Below are 15588 nucleotides of genomic sequence, written 5' to 3'. Positions count from 1 at the left end.
CACCGTGTGCGGACCTGTAACATCGTATATCAACCAGAATTTTTCAACATCGCTTAAACCTAATCCCATGCAAAAAATTGTCATGGCCTTTATCGCCTTACTGGCGGTCTTACCATCTGTTGCCCAGAACGTAAAAGTCAGCGGCAAAATTACAGATGAAAGAAGCGGGCCTCTGCCGGGCGCCTCGGTCAAAATTAAAGGGAATTCCCAGGGGGTGGTCACGGATGATAAGGGAGAGTTTTCCCTGTCGGCGCCACCTGATGCCACTTTGGAGTTCAGTTTTATTGGTTATCTCAAACAGGAACAGAAATTAAAAGGCCGCACGCATCTTAACGTAGTGCTCACCGCACAGAGCGGCGCATTGGGTGATGTAGTGGTAATCGGCTACCAGACAGTGAACCGGCGCAAAGCCACTGCGGCGGTTTCCAGTATCAAAGGAAAAGACATTGAAAACATTCCCGCCGGTAGTTTTGAACAACTCCTGCAGGGGCGTATGGCCGGCGTAAATGTGCAGAATTTCACCGGGGAACCTGGCGCTGCACCCACCATCTCCGTGAGAGGTAATACCGCTATCGGCACTTCTTACCAAAGCAATCAGTATAAAATATTAAACAAACCGCTGTATGTGATTGATGATGTACCGCAGTTCAATGATGATATGGTAGGGCCGGACATCGGTACCGGTACCAATAACATCGCCGGTTTGAACCCCAATGAAATTGAGTCGGTGGATGTACTGAAAGATGCCGCCGCCGCCGCTGTGTATGGCTCCCGCGGCGCCAATGGGGTGATCATTATCAAAACAAAACGCGCCCGCACCGGTGCGCCACGCTTCAGCGTATCGGCCTATGGCGGTTTAACGCAGATCCCTAAACTCCGCCAGGTACTGGTGGGCGCAGCAGAACGCCGCGAAAAGATCCGCCTGTATGATGATGCGTTTGAAGGCAACTACGACAGGCTGACGCATAAGAACCTCATCATGACGGACAGTCTGAACCCTGACCTGAATAAATCTACCGACTGGCAACGCCTGTTCTACCGCAATGGACTGGTACGGAATGTGGACTTTAACGTGTACGGGGGAACGGAGTATAACACCTACCGCCTGTCGGCCGGGTTATATATGGAAGATGGAATTGTGAAAGCCTCCGGGTTTAAACGCTATACGCTCAACTATTCCTCCTCTATACGTACAAAAAACGGCGCGTTGGAAGTAGTACCTAATATCAGGCTGGCCCGCATGGAGAGAGGACGCGGTTCCGGCAGCGCCGACCTCTTTGGCGCTGTGGGACAAAGCATGCCTTCCTCCCTGTTTGCACCGGACGAGAACAGCTTGCAGCGTGTGTTAGGGCGATATTCCAGTAACATGGATATCAATACCGATAACCAGGTGAATGGCGATATCTCTGTACAGCTGCGGTTATCCAGCCAGTTGTCGTTCCGCTCCCGTAACTCCGTATCTATGGTGATGAGCCGCCGTGATGTATCAGTACCCGGTGAACTGAACGCTGACCTCGGCAACTCTGCTTCATCCAGCAGCGGGCTGCAACAAAGCTACACTACCTCCAATGACCTGAACTGGAACGCTGTATTCGGAAAAGGAAAAGAACATACCATCAACGCCATCGTAGGGCAGGAGGTGCAGTACAGCACTTATCAGAACACCTATGCGCGGGGCGACCGTGGCGCCAGTGATCAGATCCAGGTGGTGAATGGTTTCCCGCAGGGGCCTTATCTGTACGGCAGTTCTTCCTACGCCGCCTTTGGTATTCTCTCCCTGTTTTCAAGGGTGAACTACGATTATAAAAGTACCTATCTCTTCTCTGCATCCCTGCGTGGTGATGCTGCTTCCAGCTTCGGACCGGATAATAAGTGGGGATACTTTCCTGCTATCTCTGCAGGCTGGATGATCAGCAATGAACCTTTTATGCGCCGTTATTCCAGCTGGCTGTCCATGCTGAAACTGCGCGGTAGTTATGGTGTGCTGGGTAACCTGCCCGGCGATTACTATTTGCAGTACAGTCTTTATAACGTAGGCGCCGCCGGGTATAACGGCAGCGGATTAAATCCCAATACTTACAACGGCGCAGTAACCATTACCCCGCAATTTGGCTCTGGTGGCGTAGCGCAGAAAGATATCAGCTGGGAGAAAACCGCCAGCTGGAACGGTGGGATAGAAGCAGAGCTGATGAACGGTAAATATTATTTCAGCGCCGATGTATATGTGAAGAACAGTAAAGCAGGACTCATTGATATGAACCTGCAGAGCACTACTGGTATCGCCACTGCTAAAACAAACGGCGCACAATTACGCAATTCCGGTATTGATATCAATTTCCAGTTCAGGAATGTAATGCCGGAGAAAAGTGCGCTGCGTTGGGAAATTATGTGGAATGTAAGCATGAACCAGAACCTGGTGGTAAGTATGCCAAATAATAACAGGGATCTTACTTTTGGTAACCTGTTTAATACCACGCATATCCTTACACGCGGAAAAGCGGTGAATACTTTTTACCTGTTGAAAACATTGGGTGTATATGCTACCGATGATGATGTACCAACGGATAAATACACCGGTAAGAAATTCCAGGTAGGAGCCGTGAATGATCCTGCTTCCAATAACCCTTTCAGGGCCGGCGAGTTTATTTTTGCTGACCTGGATGGCGATGGTATTATTGATGCCTTTAATGGCGGCATCACCGGCGATAAAATTCCTTACGGAAATCCTAACCCTTTCCTCACTGGCGGTATCACACAAAACTTTTACTGGAAGAATTTCACTTTTGGATTCCTTTGCACCTTCACGTTTAAAAGAGATGTGCTAAACCTGTATGAATCCGACACCTATGGCCGCTATGGCTGGGATGGTTCAGGTAATGAATTCTCCAAGTATGCAGTATCAGACCTTTCGTCTATGAATATCTGGCGCAAGCCGGGTGATAAGGCCCAGTATGCAAGAATGGATATTGGTACTTACCGTTATTATTACCGTGCAGATCAAACCTTCTTCCTGGAGAAAGGGGATTATTTCAGGATCAAGAACGTATCATTTGGCTATACCCTCAAAGAAAAGGCCCTGAAACCACTGCATCTGAACCGTCTGCGGTTTTATGGCCTGATGGACAATGTATACATGTTCCAGGCATCCAAAAGATTGCCGGATGCGGAAAATGTGAATCCTTACGGGGAGTATAACGGTGTCGGCTATCCGAGCCCGCATAAGTATACACTGGGCATCGATGTAGGATTTTAAAAACAGCTAAACACTTTTTATGAAACGGACTTTAATTATCATCATTATAGTGGCAGCATTTTTATCGGGGTGTAAGAAAATGCTGAACCAGGAGCCAAAGGATACTACTTACGAGGAGAAATTCTGGAAGTCGGAGAATGATATGAAGAAGGCGTTGGCAGGCGCATACGCTTCGCTGCGCTCCAATATGCTCGACCAGGATTACTTCCATAACCTGGGCGATATGACGCTGGGAGACCAGTTTATCATCATCAGGAGCGGACCTTATTTTTCCAATTCCGACTGGAACATACAGGTGGGGAAGTTTGAAATGAACTACCTGGATGTTTTCCGCAACTGGTCGAGGTTTTACAGCACCATTCTGCAAACAAACCTGATATTGGAAAAGCTGCCGCTGGTACCGGACGATACCTTTGCAGATGATCCGGAAAAAGGCCGGAAGAACATTGCCGGGCAAACTCTTTTTATCCGCTCCTATGTGTACTTTCAGCTGCTTCGCACTTTTGGTGATGTGCCGCTGGTATTAACACCGGACCCTGATCCTATTGCGAATAAACCGCTGGCGCGTACAGATAAAAATATAGTAGTACAACAGATCCTGAACGATCTCGACTCGGCAGCTAACTGCCTGGATATGACTTATGAAGTGGAAGCCAACAGGGGGACCGTTCCTAATAAAGCGGCGGTGATGGCGCTGCAATCACAGGTATACCTGTGGCGCGCCTGCGTAATTAAAAAGCCCGTATTTGAAGCTACGCCGGATATGGCAGATGTAGCAAAAGCTTCTGCGCTGGTGGAAAGCATTATAGGCAGCGGGTTGTACGGTTTGCCGGCTCCCGGTGGGAAGGTGGACAGTATCCAGTATGCAAAGGTATTTACCGGCAACACCCGCGAAAGTATCTTTGAATTATATACGCGCTATGCCTATAACGAGGGTTCAAACAACCTGATGCCCATGAAGTTTCTGAGGATCCCGGTACTGGCAAAAACAGACTGGAGCCCCCTGTTGCTGGGTAACAGCTTTGTTAATAACCTGTACCCGCGCATTATCCAAACGGGACCTAATCCGGAAGACACGCTACCTAATACGGATATACGAAGAAGTTTGTTTCTCTACGATGCGGACGGCTCCCAACCCATCTTAACAAAATACAGTAACATCATCTACAACAATCCAAATCAACAGGCGGAACCTTACCTGGATAACAATGTTTCCCTGATCCGGTATGCAGATGTATTGCTGAACCGCATGGAAATCGCCGTCTACAAAGGAGAATTGGGACAAGCCTACTCACAGCTACGGAGTTTCCGCCGCTCGCGCAACCAGCCGCAGATGGACTCAGCGCTGTACGTAAGCGAATCGCCGCTCACTTACAACAGCCTGATGGATGAAATCATGACAGAGCGTTCGCGCGAACTGTTTATGGAAGGCCAGCTTTATTTCGATGATGTAAGGATGAAACGGTCGGTGGTGCCCTGGCTTACGCCCGCCAGGTACAACCAGGAAGGCTTCCTTATGCCGCTGGACCCAGCACTGTTCAACAACAACAGGTTGCTGGTGCAGAATAAATACTGGGCAGGTAAAATTTAATTTTTATCCAAATTATTTATCATGAAGATCATTCATCTGCTACTCGGATCACTGCTGATCCTGGCAGCGTGTAAAAAAGATAACTACCTGGTTGATGAAGGCAATACCAACCTGGAAAGGATCAGGAAGATGCCGACCTACGATTTCCTGAAAGAAAGTAAAGTGCTGGATACCGTGGTAATGCTGATAGACCGCGCAGGAATGAAAGACGAGATCAACGGGGATATTACTTTCTTTTCGCCCACAAATTCCGGTGTAGCCAATTTCCTGGCGCAGCAAACACGCGCGTTACAACGGAAGTATAACAACGAAAACATCAAATTTACATTGGATAGTTTGACGACCGACAGTATTAAGTTTTACCTGCGGCGGCATATATTCAAAGGTGTAATTGATAAGAAAGCCATGAGCTATACGAAGAAGAGTTTTACCAACATCAACAGCGAAGGGAATTATTTCTTGCTGCTGGAAAAGTATTATATCGATGTAAGTGGTATCCGGTCTACTACCAACAGGATACAGATACGACGGGTATTCGGACTGGCAGATGAAGATGTACCGGATGGCACGGAGAACAGGGAACCGGATTTTTATGCGTATGTGCAAACTTCTGAAGTACGTACTGCTACTGGTATGGTGCATGTATTGGAGGCCAACGCCAACATGGGATTTTACATTTACAGGGAAAACTAAAAATAAGATGACTATGAAATATATCTTATTCGCCATCATCGCATTTGTATTGATGAATGCTGCATGTACCAAAGTGGAAGAAGGTTTTCTGAGCGATGGTATCCGTTACAAAAGTCCGGAGATATTTATTCCGAAAGGAATTACGGCCCGTTATCCCGGCATTTTATTCGATGGATCCACGCCACCGGTAACATTTGAAATGCTGGATATACGGCCGGTAGGAGGAGGGAAGTTACCAGCCGCGTTTACCACCAAATACCCGGTATGGGTATTTAAAGATAAAATGTCTTTTGACCCGGATACCGATACCACAATTGCTGAGTTGCGCGCAAAGCAGGACAGTTTGCAGGAGTTGCCTTTTGAGTTTAACCCGGTGAATGGCGGGTTCCTGTTTAAATCGCCTTCTGCTAACATTCCTAATGGGGTGTATGAATTTGATGTGAAAGCAACCAATGTTAACGGAAGTAAGGTGTATAAAAACATCGCCCGCCTGCATATTGAAGATCCTGAGTATATCCGTATGACGGAAATACCGGTGATTCCCGGGTACGATTCTGTTACCAATACTTTTCCCGGCGAGATGAAAGGCACGATGGAGTTAAAACGTATATCCACTTCCGGTACCAAAGTGATGTTGAAGATCATGGATAAGAACGGGAAACTGTTTAACCCTAAGAAGGGGGAGGTGATTACCCGTGGCGACCGGCCGTCTTTTGCTTCCTATGCAAGATTTAACCCGGTAGTGGTAACGGATACTGCATTGATCACAGATTATGCCATTGCTCCTTATCCGGCGAAGCTGATCCCCGGTTATGTCAATTACCTGATCTATTACCGTATTCCCGCGTGGTTTATTAAAATGGACGGCGCTGCACCCAAAGCCTGGTCGGCCAACCCGCGGTTTGGTTTCCAGATATTATTTGAAGGCAGTTATGAAGTGATAGTGCGATTGCCAAATGTGACGAAGTTATAAACGACAAATGAAAGATGCGATGACCGGATGTATGAAGCATGGATGGTATGTAGTATTAATGATTTGCTTTGCTTTGCCGGCGATGGCCCAGCATCCCGATGCACTGATATTGAAAGAAGCTGCGTTTACAACAGGCGACTCCCTGCAATGGGCGTCGCCGGGTTATAGCGATCAGCACTGGAAACGTATAAAGGCCGGTGAAGTGTGGCAGTCGCAGGGCTTTCCGGACTATCACGGGTATGGCTGGTACCGTATGAAAGTGGTTATTCCCCGCAGCCTGAAACAACAGGCAGCCTGGAAAGACTCGTTGCGTATTTACCTCGCGCATGTAAATGATGTAGATGAAACCTGGCTGAATGGCGTACGGATAGGGCAAACCGGGAGCTTCCCACATGATATAGGCGGCTACGTTAGTAAGTGGCCATACATCCGGGAGTATCATATTCCCGCTGCAGATAAAGCTATCCGCTGGGATGCAGAAAATGTGATAGCCGTAAGAGTGTTTGATGGCGGCGGTACCGGCGGTATTTTTATGGGTACCCCTTATGTGGATCTGCTCCGGAAAATAGATGGTATCCGGTTAACGCTGCCGGAAGATCAGATCATTTTCAGTGATAAGAAGACTGCGTTACCTGTACGGCTCACTAATTTGTTCAATACTACGGTAAAGGGTACACTCCGCAGTGATATATTTGACTTAGCGGCTGGAAAGAAGATATCGAGTCATATGCAGACCATGATACTTACGCCGGAATCAAAAGGGGCGTTTATCATGGAGGCGCCTCACAGAGCGGGTATCCGTTTACGTTATTGTTTCACGGAAACGGCTACCGGGCATCAGCTGAAGGGAGAGCTGGAGGTACCCTATCTTCAAACACCGGCGCCTGCACCTGCACCACGGATCAACAGTGCCCCGGTGTATGGCGTTAGTCCGGGTACGCCCGTGATCTTCAAAGTGGCCGCCACCGGAACGGCCCCGTTGCATTACCACGCATCCGGGTTGCCGGAAGGTTTAATGATTGATAGTACCAATGGGGTAATTACCGGCGTGATAAAACAGGCCGGTAATTATCGTATAGGAGTTACCGTGACTAACGTACTCGGTGTAGCTGCACAGTCGCTGTTGCTGAAAGCGGGTGGCACTATTGCCTTAACGCCGCCAATGGGATGGAACAGCTGGAATTGCTGGGGCCTCAGCGTAAGTGAGGATAAAGTGAAAAGCTCTGCACAGGCACTGCTGGACAAAGGCCTGGCAGATCATGGCTGGAATTATATTAATGTTGATGATGGCTGGCAGCAACCCCAGCGTGCAGCTGACAGCAGTATCCTTCCTAACGGAAAGTTTCCCGATATGAAAGGACTGGGCGACTGGCTGCACAGCCGCGGACTGAAATTTGGAATGTATTCTTCTCCGGGTCCGCTTACCTGTGGCGGATTCCTGGGTTCTTACCGGAATGAGGAGAAGGACGCTGCTACCTATGCAAACTGGGGAATTGATTATCTTAAATACGACTGGTGCAGTTACGACCAGGTAATGCCTGCGGACACCAGCCTGGAAACATTCATTCATCCGTTCCGGGTTATGCAGCAAGCCATCCGGAAGTATCCCCGTGATATCGTGTATAACCTTTGCCAGTATGGACTGAGAGAAGTGTGGAAATGGGGACCGCAGGTAGATGCACAAACCTGGCGCACCACAGAAGATATTGATGATACCTGGGAAAGCATGGCTGGCATCGGCTTCGGGCAATATCCACTTGAGAAGTACGCCCGTCCAGGTAACTGGAATGATCCGGATATGATGATTGTAGGACAGGTGGGTTGGGGCGAAAATCTGCATCCCACGCGGCTTACGCCGGACGAGCAATATACGCATGTGAGCCTGTGGAGCCTGCTCGCGGCCCCGTTGCTTATCGGGTGCGACATCAGCAGGATAGATACTTTTACGCTTAACCTGCTCACCAATGACGAAGTGCTGGCCATCGACCAGGATACGCTGGGGGTAGCTGCCGGACGGCGTATTGCCACGGCGCACTACGAAGTGTGGGTGAAACCCCTGGCTGATGGAAGTAAGGCGATAGGCATCTTTAATAAAGACCGGCAATACCGGCATCTTACGGTACCGTGGAAAGACATTAACCTGTCTGCGAAGCCACGGGTAAGGAATGTATGGACCCAGCGCGACCTCGGTGTTATACCTGTTGCTTACACCGTGGATGTTCCTCCGCATGGGGTAGTGCTGCTCCGCTGCAGTGAATAATAAATGCTGATGGGATGCTATGCGCCGTAAGATTGACAACAAAATTATCCTGATGCCTGTAGTAATCGATTGCAGGAAACTTCGCTACAGGACAAGGTTTCGGGGATTGACAAAATGTTGGGAATACTCGTTAATATCTACGTAGTATTCCTCTTTTTTTATCAATACTTTTAAATGTCATTATGACAATTATATTCAACCGGCATCCTTGTCCACCGTAAATCCAACTAGTGTTATGAATAACTATTTATTTCCCGGCAGGTGGCTGTTACCTGGCCCCTGTATGCACCCTGTATTAGACATAATTGTTATCTAGACAATTATAAAATATTATATTGTAAGACTATAAAGATAAAAGGTATGAGATCATTTTGGGGAAAGGCGGCGCTGGCCGGCGCCGGTATGCTGATGGCCAACATTACAGTGCAGGCGCAGTTACAGAAAGATTATCCGATTAAACCGGTGGCTTTTACACAGGTGCGGGTGAATGATAATTTCTGGGCGCCGAAGATAAGGACCAATGCGAGTGTGACGATTCCGTATACACTGGAGCAATGTAGAAAGACAGGCCGCATCGATAACTTTTTACGTGCGGCAGGTAAGATACCGGGTGATAAACTCACCGAATACACCTTTGATGATACTGATCTGTATAAGGTAATTGAAGGGGCTTCCTACGGATTGCAGATGCAGCCCAATCCTGGTCTGGAAAAGTACCTGGATACACTGATCAGCATTATCGGCGCCGCCCAGGAGAAAGATGGATATCTCTATACCTTCCGCACGGTGAAAGCAGCAAAGCCACATGAATGGATTGGCAGTAAAAGATGGGAGAAGGAAGAAGACCTGAGCCATGAACTGTATAATTCCGGTCACCTGTTTGAAGCGGCGGTAGCGCATTACCAGGCCACGGGTAAAAAAACGCTGCTGAATATTGCCATCCGTAACGCCGATCTTTTGGTGCGGGATTTCGGCTGGGGCAAGGAAGAAAAATTCCCCGGTCACCAGATCGTGGAAACAGGGCTCACGCGCCTGTACCGGGTAACGGGCAACAAGTCCTATCTCGACCTGGCCAAATTTTTCCTGGACGTTCGTGGTCCGGGTACCCACTACAGCCAGGAGTATAGCCAGTCGCACAAGAAGGTAACAGACCAGCACGAAGCCGTAGGGCATGCCGTACGCGCTACTTATATGTACACCGGTATGGCCGATGTGGCCGCTTTAACCGGCGACCGAAAATACCTGACAGCCATTGATGATATCTGGGATGATGTGGTGGACCGGAAACTTTATATCACCGGCGGCATTGGCGCCACCGGTGCAGGAGAGGCATTCGGAGCTGCGTATGAATTGCCGAACATGTCGGCCTACGCGGAAACCTGCGCTGCCATTGCTAACGTATACTGGAACAGCCGTATGTTCCTGCTGCACGGCGATGCAAAATATATTGATGTGCTGGAACGTACGCTGTACAATGGTTTACTCTCCGGGGTATCCATCAGCGGTGACCGCTTCTTTTATCCCAACCCACTGGCCTCTATGGGGCAGCACCAGCGAAGCGCCTGGTTTGGATGCGCATGCTGCATTTCCAATATGACCCGCTTCCTGCCTTCCATGCCGGGGTATGTATATGCACAGAAAGACAATGACCTGTACGTGAATCTTTTCGTGGGCGACTCCGCTACCATCCAGCTGAAAGCCGGTAAAGTAAATATCGTTCAGCAAACGGATTATCCCTGGAATGGAAAAGACGAAATCACGATTAATACTGCCAAACCTACTACCTTCACGCTCCGGGTACGTATTCCGGGCTGGGCGGAAAACAGGCCGGTACCGGGAAACCTGTATTTTGAAGAAGACAGTTCAGCCGTAAAAATTCCCATCCTGCTCAATGGTAACCCCGTTGCCTATACGACGGAAAAAGGCTATGCTGTTATTAACCGTTCGTGGAAGAAAGGGGATAAGGTGACACTGGATTTCCCGATGGAAGTAAGAAAGATCCTGGCTGCCGCTGCGGTAAAGGACGACCACTCCCGCTTTGCGCTGGAACGCGGACCTATCATGTATTGCCTGGAGGGACCGGATAATAAAGACGCCACCGTGCAAAATATCGTGGTGGATAAACAGGCGGTGGTTTCTCCTGTATATCGTCCGGATCTGCTCAGCGGGGTAATGACCCTGCAAATGCCCGGTAATTCTGCCAGCCGTCAACTGAATTCTGACTCGCTGATTAGAAGCAGTCAAACGGTAACGGCTATACCCTATTTTTCCTGGGCCAATAGAGGTCCCGCTGAAATGACGGTATGGATTCCGTTTGAAGCTTCGGCTGCCCGTCCAAAACCTGCACCCACCATCGCTTCTAAAAGTAAAGTAACGGCTTCTGTAAAAAATCAGCGCATGTATATGGCCCTGAATGATCAGTATGAACCGAAAGACTCAAAAGATAACAGCGCCCTTTACCTGCATTGGTGGCCTGCCAAAGGCACCACAGAATGGGTACAGTATACGTTTGATAGCAGTCATACTGTAAGCAGCTCCAAAGTATACTGGTACGACGATGGTCCTTTTGGCGGCTGCAGAGTACCCGCTGCCTGGAAGCTGTATTACAAACAGGGAGGGGAGTGGAAACCGGTAAATGCGAAAGCACCTTATACTGTAGAAAAAGACAAGTATAACGTGATCACTTTTGAGCCGGTTACCACCACCGCTTTAAAACTGGAAATACAACTGCCGGCAGATAATGCCGCCGGGATACACGAATGGATAGTTGAATAATGTATGAACCGCATGAAACAAGGCTTTCTGGCCGTTATCTGCCTGCTTGCAGGGAATAGCTCCGCCATTGCCCAGAAAAGGGCTGAAATCACCGTAAATACCACCGAGAAGGGGGCTGCTATCCCGGCTACCCTGCACGGTATTTTCTTTGAAGAAATCAGTCACGCCGGTGAAGGAGGACTATACGCTGAAATGGTGCAAAACCGCGGCTTTGAAGATCACCGCATTCCGGCTGGTACCAAGCTTGAAAACGGCTGGCTGGTGCCTTTCCCGCAAAAGCCGCATTTCATGCTGCAGGGACAGGTATCCGACTGGAAAATGGAATGGCCGCTGCAAAGCCGGTGGCCGGCGTGGCATGCGGAAAACAATGCGCAACTTTCGCTGGTAACGGATCATCCGTTGAATGCCGCCACGCCGCACGCGATGCAGGTGAAAGTAACCGGTAAAGACGCAGCTCTTGTTAATGAAGGCTTCTGGGGTATGAACGTGGAGAAGGGAGCCGCTTACCGGTTGTCCTTCTTTGCAAATAACGTTAAAGGATACACGGGAAAAGTAACCGCTTCCCTGCAAACGGCATCAGGACAAATCCTGGCAGACACGGTGTTGCAGATGGGCGGCCCCGCTTCCTGGAAAAAATATAATGCCACTCTTACAGCGAAAGGAAGCGACCCTGCCGGACGGCTGGTACTTACCTTTCACCAAAGCGGCACCCTGCTGCTGGACATGGTATCGCTGTTCCCGGTGCATACCTTCCGGGATCGCCCCAATGGTATGCGTGCGGATATTGCCACCCTCATCCAACGAATGAAACCGGCCTTTGTACGCTGGCCCGGCGGCTGCTATGTGGAAGGGATTACCGTGGAAAGTGCGCCCGACTGGAAAACCACGCTCGGCCCGGTGGAACAGCGTACAGCTTCGTATAGCCCATGGGGTTACTGGAGCAGCAATGGCTTCGGATATCATGAATACCTGCAGTTTTGCGAAGATATCAACGCCGCGGCACTGTATGTTTTTAATGTGGGCATTTCCTGTGAATACCGCAGCGGCACCTTTGTGCCGGACGATAGTGTGGCGCCGTATATCCAAAGCGCCCTGGACGCCATCGAATACGCGATTGGTCCGGTTACTTCCCGCTGGGGAAAACAACGCGCTGCCAATGGCCACCCGGCGCCGTTCCCGCTCAGGTACGTAGAAGTAGGCAACGAACAGCATGGTCCGGATTATGCAAAACGGTACAATGTTTTTTATAACGCCATCCACAAAAAATATCCGCAGATAGAAATCATTGCCAGTATGGGCATCGGCGACGTAAACCGGCATACCCTCGATAGTATGCAGCATACAGATATCGTGGATGAACATGCCTATAAAGATGCCGGCTGGAGCCTGCGCAACTTTGATCATTTCGATAAATACAAACGGGGCAACTGGCAGATGTACGTAGGGGAATATGCTACCAATGCAGGCGTTGGAAACGGTAACATGCAGGCCGCCCTCAGCGATGCAGTGTATGTAATGAGTATGGAGAAGAATGCCGACCTGGTGAAGATGAGCAGCTATGCGCCTTTACTGGTGAATGAGCATGATGTAGACTGGCCCGTGAACCTAATTCACTTCAACGCAGGCGCCAGCTTTGGAAGGATCTCCTATTACGCGCTGAATATGCTGAATGATCATAAAGCCACTTTCAACTATCCGGTAACAACCACGCTGTTGCCGGAAAAGAAGGTAACGCCAAAATTTTCGGGAGGTATTGGCCTCGCTACCTGGGATACGGAAGCGGAGTATAAAGATATTACCGTCGTGCAACAGGGCGATACTGTTTACAACAGCCGCCTTGATCCGCAGCTGACAGACTGGCTCCCGGTAAGAGGCAGCTGGAAGAGACAAACCGGTGTACTGGCGCAAACAGCTGCCGGTGCGCAGCAACTGGCTATCCTGAAAGGTCATCACTTTAATGCCTATACGCTGTCGCTTAAAGCCCGTAAAACCGGTGGGGTAAATGCTTTTATTATTCCTTTTGCTGTAAAAGATACCAATACCTGCTTACGTGCACATATTGGCTCCTGGCTGAATTCCAATGCCATGTTTGAAAGTCTTACCAACGGATACGATGTGGCTGGTATCAGCAACCCGGTGCGGTTGAAAGCCCCGCTGGAATCCGGCCGCTGGTATGATATCCGCCTCGAAGTAAACAATGATGAAGTGAAGTGTTTCGTAGACAATTCACTGCTCATGACTTACCGCGAACCACAAAAGTTATTTTCTATTGCAGGCAAAGATGAAAAGAACGGCGACATTATCCTCAAAATCGTGAATGCCGGCGAAAGCGCTGTAGATGCGGATATCCGCCTGAACGGAGCTACGGTGAATCCTGTTGCGCAGGTGATCACGCTAACGGCCGGCAAGCCGGACGCGGAGAATTCATTTGCATCCCCCGAAGCTTACACACCGCATACTTCCACGATTCAAAATGCAGCGGCGCAGTTCAGCTGGAAAGTACCTGCGTTGTCGGTAAACATTATCCGCCTGAAATCACTGCGTATAGCATTTAACGTGCGCATGCCCGAACCAGCTGCGGGCGTATATGAAGTGGAAATGAATTACAAGGCGGACAGCGCCACCCACACCACGCTGAAGCTCCCGGTGTGGACGCCCGGTTATTATCAACTGATGGACTATGCCGGCCAGGTGAAAGATTTTCATGTATATAGCGCCACCAATGATACATTACCGTGGCATAAAACAAATGCCAACAGCTGGGAGATCACCCATGCTCCCGGCGCTGAAGTAAAGGTTACTTACAAAGTAACTGCCCGCCGTAATTTTGTAGCCACGAGCTACCTGGATAAGGACCACGGCTATATTACACCCGCCGGCGTTTTTATGCATCCGGAGGGGAAAACGGATTGGCCCGTTCTGCTCACCGTACAGCCATATGGCAACTGGCAGGTGGCTACGGGAATGGATACACTGAGTAAGCATACTTACACCGCCGCGAGCTTTGATGTGCTATACGACAGCCCCTTACTGATGGGCGACCTGGAATCGTTTCCCGCGTTTAAAGTAAAAGGGATCCCTCATTATTTCACCGCTTTTCAGCCGGGTAATTTTAACCGCGGTCAGTTTATGAGCGACCTGGAAAAGATAGTCGGCACAGCAGCCGGGATCATCGGGGATATTCCCTATGATCACTATACCTTTCTGGGAATCGGGCCAGGGCAGGGAGGTATAGAGCATTTGAATTCAACGGCCGTATCTTTTACCGGGGAAGAATTAAATGATAAAGCAGCACGTCAGAGAACCTATAGTTTCCTGGCACATGAATATTTCCATCATTATAATGTAAAGCGGATCCGCCCTGTGGAACTGGGACCTTTTAATTATGATGCTGCTAATCGTACAAAGCTGCTGTGGGTATCGGAAGGATTCACGGTATACTATGAGTACCTGGTGCTGCAAAGGGCGGGGCTGATGTCTGGTGCCGACTTATTGCAGGCATTGAACCGGCATATACAGTCATGTGAACAACGGCCGGGCAACAAGGTACAATCTGTTACCGCTGCCAGCTATGAAACCTGGGATGATGGACCCTTTGGCGGTGATCCGGCCAAAACCATTTCCTGTTATGAAAAAGGGCCGGTGCTTGCCTTTCTGCTGGATCTGCGGATCCGTTATGCTACACATAATAAGCAATCGCTCGATGATGTGATGCGGGCTTTATACCGGCAGTATTACCTGCAACTCCAACGCGGATTTACACCAGCCGAGTTCCGGGAAACATGTGAAACCATTGCCGGACAATCCCTGGCCGACTTCTTTGTATATGTGGAAACGCCCGATCCTGTTAACTATCAGCAATACCTGGCTTATGCCGGTTTAACGATAAATAGGACGGGTATACATACACTTCCTGCTCCCAACATATTGCAACAGGATATCCGTAAGGCATACGGTATAACTGATTAGTTCCTGGCGATGATTTTCTAATCAAGCTGATTTTTATTTATACTTTGTAATGCAAAGTACTTTTTATTTTATAT

At 49.2% G+C, this 15588-nt stretch carries 7 protein-coding genes; all 7 read left to right on the top strand.

Features of this window, described 5'->3' with window-relative positions:
* The first annotated feature begins 67 nt into the window (after nt 1–67).
* The gene (locus tag B5Z18_RS04530) at nt 68–3253 is read left to right on the top strand and encodes a SusC/RagA family TonB-linked outer membrane protein (protein ID WP_079468197.1); all 3186 of its coding nucleotides are present in this window, start codon (nt 68–70) and stop codon (nt 3251–3253) included.
* Between the two features lie 19 nt (nt 3254–3272).
* Nucleotides 3273–4844: a RagB/SusD family nutrient uptake outer membrane protein gene (locus B5Z18_RS04525; RefSeq protein ID WP_079468196.1), complete on the top strand. Its 1572-nt coding sequence runs from the start codon at nt 3273–3275 to the stop codon at nt 4842–4844.
* Nucleotides 4845–4865: 21 nt separating this feature from the next.
* Nucleotides 4866–5537 carry a fasciclin domain-containing protein gene (locus B5Z18_RS04520; RefSeq protein WP_079468195.1) on the top strand — a complete coding sequence of 224 codons (672 nt, stop codon included), beginning with the start codon at nt 4866–4868 and terminating at the stop codon, nt 5535–5537.
* 13 nt (nt 5538–5550) lie between these two features.
* Nucleotides 5551–6510, top strand: a complete 960-nt coding sequence (locus tag B5Z18_RS04515) for a DUF5007 domain-containing protein (protein WP_079468194.1) — start codon at nt 5551–5553, stop codon at nt 6508–6510.
* A 7-nt stretch (nt 6511–6517) separates the two neighbouring features.
* Entirely contained in the window at nt 6518–8770 is a 2253-nt protein-coding gene (locus B5Z18_RS04510) for a putative Ig domain-containing protein (RefSeq protein WP_079468193.1), read from the top strand.
* A gap of 360 nt (nt 8771–9130) precedes the next feature.
* Nucleotides 9131–11545 carry a glycoside hydrolase family 127 protein gene (locus B5Z18_RS04505; protein WP_079468192.1) on the top strand — a complete coding sequence of 805 codons (2415 nt, stop codon included), beginning with the start codon at nt 9131–9133 and terminating at the stop codon, nt 11543–11545.
* Between the two features lie 12 nt (nt 11546–11557).
* Nucleotides 11558–15514 (top strand): M61 family metallopeptidase, encoded by a 3957-nt coding sequence (locus B5Z18_RS04500; protein ID WP_159454182.1) that lies wholly within the window; start codon nt 11558–11560, stop codon nt 15512–15514.
* Nucleotides 15515–15588: the final 74 nt, after the last annotated feature.

Source organism: Chitinophaga ginsengisegetis, from assembly GCF_900168065.1.
In the GTDB taxonomy this organism is placed as follows: Bacteria; Bacteroidota; Bacteroidia; order Chitinophagales; family Chitinophagaceae; genus Chitinophaga; species Chitinophaga ginsengisegetis.
Note: the sequence above shows the minus strand (reverse complement) of the source record. Positions and strands in the feature narration are given on the sequence as shown.

Excerpts from the sequence above, each read along its gene's own strand:
- B5Z18_RS04530 (WP_079468197.1), top strand. The coding sequence starts at position 68 with ATGCAAAAAATTGTCATGGCCTTTATCGCCTTACTGGCGGTCTTACCA.
- B5Z18_RS04525 (WP_079468196.1), top strand. The coding sequence starts at position 3,273 with ATGAAACGGACTTTAATTATCATCATTATAGTGGCAGCATTTTTATCG.
- B5Z18_RS04520 (WP_079468195.1), top strand. The coding sequence starts at position 4,866 with ATGAAGATCATTCATCTGCTACTCGGATCACTGCTGATCCTGGCAGCG.
- B5Z18_RS04515 (WP_079468194.1), top strand. The coding sequence starts at position 5,551 with ATGAAATATATCTTATTCGCCATCATCGCATTTGTATTGATGAATGCT.
- B5Z18_RS04510 (WP_079468193.1), top strand. The coding sequence starts at position 6,518 with ATGAAAGATGCGATGACCGGATGTATGAAGCATGGATGGTATGTAGTA.
- B5Z18_RS04505 (WP_079468192.1), top strand. The coding sequence starts at position 9,131 with ATGAGATCATTTTGGGGAAAGGCGGCGCTGGCCGGCGCCGGTATGCTG.
- B5Z18_RS04500 (WP_159454182.1), top strand. The coding sequence starts at position 11,558 with ATGAAACAAGGCTTTCTGGCCGTTATCTGCCTGCTTGCAGGGAATAGC.